General features: G+C 69.0%; 1 protein-coding gene. It reads left to right on the plus strand.

What is annotated here, in order from left to right; translation table 11 throughout:
* Window positions 1–261: 261 nt before the first annotated feature.
* Window positions 262–1,425: an IS110 family RNA-guided transposase gene (locus ABD333_RS47360; RefSeq protein ID WP_344549499.1), complete on the plus strand. Its 1,164-nt coding sequence runs from the start codon at window positions 262–264 to the stop codon at window positions 1,423–1,425.
* The last annotated feature ends 19 nt before the right edge of the window (window positions 1,426–1,444 follow it).

Raw genomic sequence — 1,444 nt, forward strand, 5'->3', positions numbered from 1 at the left:
CAGTACTTCCCGACTTCTATGGCTGCAGCGGCATCGTGGTCGGGTTAGCTGCCCGTAGCCTGCCGCAGGATGTCGGGCGGGCTGGCTCGAGTACTTCCTGCCGCCCTCCGAGGGTTGGCTCGCTTTGGGTGTGCCGTTCCGCCCGGCGTCCGTCCGCGGCTTGACTCAACAGAGGCGTGACCCGAGGCCATCGCGTAGCTGCAAGTCGGGATGTCGGCCGCGGATCTCCAAATCCAGCCGAACGAAGGGACCCGGCACCCGATGATGCTGATCGGCGTCGATCCGCACAAGAGCACCCACACGGCCACGGCGGTCGAGCCCGACCGCAACCGCGAGGTCGCCTCAATCCGCATCGACGCCACGCTCGAGGACTACCGGCGCCTGCTGACCTGGGCCGCTCAGTGGCCCCATCGGCAGTGGGCGATCGAAAACGCCGAGGGGCTCGGACGACACCTGGCGTCATGGTTGCTGGCCAGGGGGGAAGAGGTCGTGGACGTTCCCTCGACCGCGACGGCCCGGGTGCGCCAGCTCTCCCGCGGCGGCGGCCGCAAGAACGACCGGGTGGACGCCGCCGCCGCGGCCTGCGTCGCAGCCTTGCAAGGTGATGCCCGGCCGCTGGAGCCCGAGGGCGTGGCGGATGTGCTGGCGCTGCTTGATGAACGGCGGACAAACCTCGCTCAAGCCAGGGTCCGTGCGGTCAACCAGCTCCACGCGCTCCTGCGGGCACTGCTGGCCGGTGGAGCGTCCCGGGACCTGTCGGCGACCAAGGCGGCCGCGCTGCTGCGCTCCATCCGGCCCGTCGGCCAGGCCGAGCGCATCCGCAAGGAACTCGCCTGGGACCTGGTCGCCGAGGTCCGTTCCTTGGACACCAAGCTCAAGGCCAACGCCAAGGCGATGGCTGAGCTGGTCACCGAGTCGGCGAGCAATCTGACCAGCACGCCCGGCATCGGCCCGGTGACCGCCGCCCGCATCATCGGCCGCACCAGGACACCCAGCCGCTTTCCCAGCGCCGCCGCGTTCGCCAGCTACGCCGGCGTGGCCCCGATCGAGATCGCCAGCGCCGACCGGGCACGCCACCGCCTGTCCCGCAGCGGAGACCGGCAGCTGAACTCAGCCCTGCACACGGTCGCCATCACCCAGATCCGCATGCCCGGCAGCCTCGGCAACACCTACTACAAGAACAAGATCGCCCAAGGCAAGACGCCGCGTGAAGCCCAACGCTGTCTCAAGCGACGCCTGGCCGACCACATCTGGCGGACCATGATCAAGGACGAGCGGCACCGCAATCCGACGGGTCCGGGAGGACACTCGGGGGCGACTCTGACATCCACCGCAGCCGACCCAACCCCGACGGTCGACTCTTCGGACAAGTCACTTCCCAGACCCGCCACGGCCGACACTACGACATGCACTACGGCGCCTTGACAAACACAGAGGCACCCAA

Origin of the sequence: Actinomadura fulvescens (assembly GCF_039533225.1) — a bacterium.
In the GTDB taxonomy this organism is placed as follows: domain Bacteria; phylum Actinomycetota; class Actinomycetes; order Streptosporangiales; family Streptosporangiaceae; genus Spirillospora; species Spirillospora fulvescens.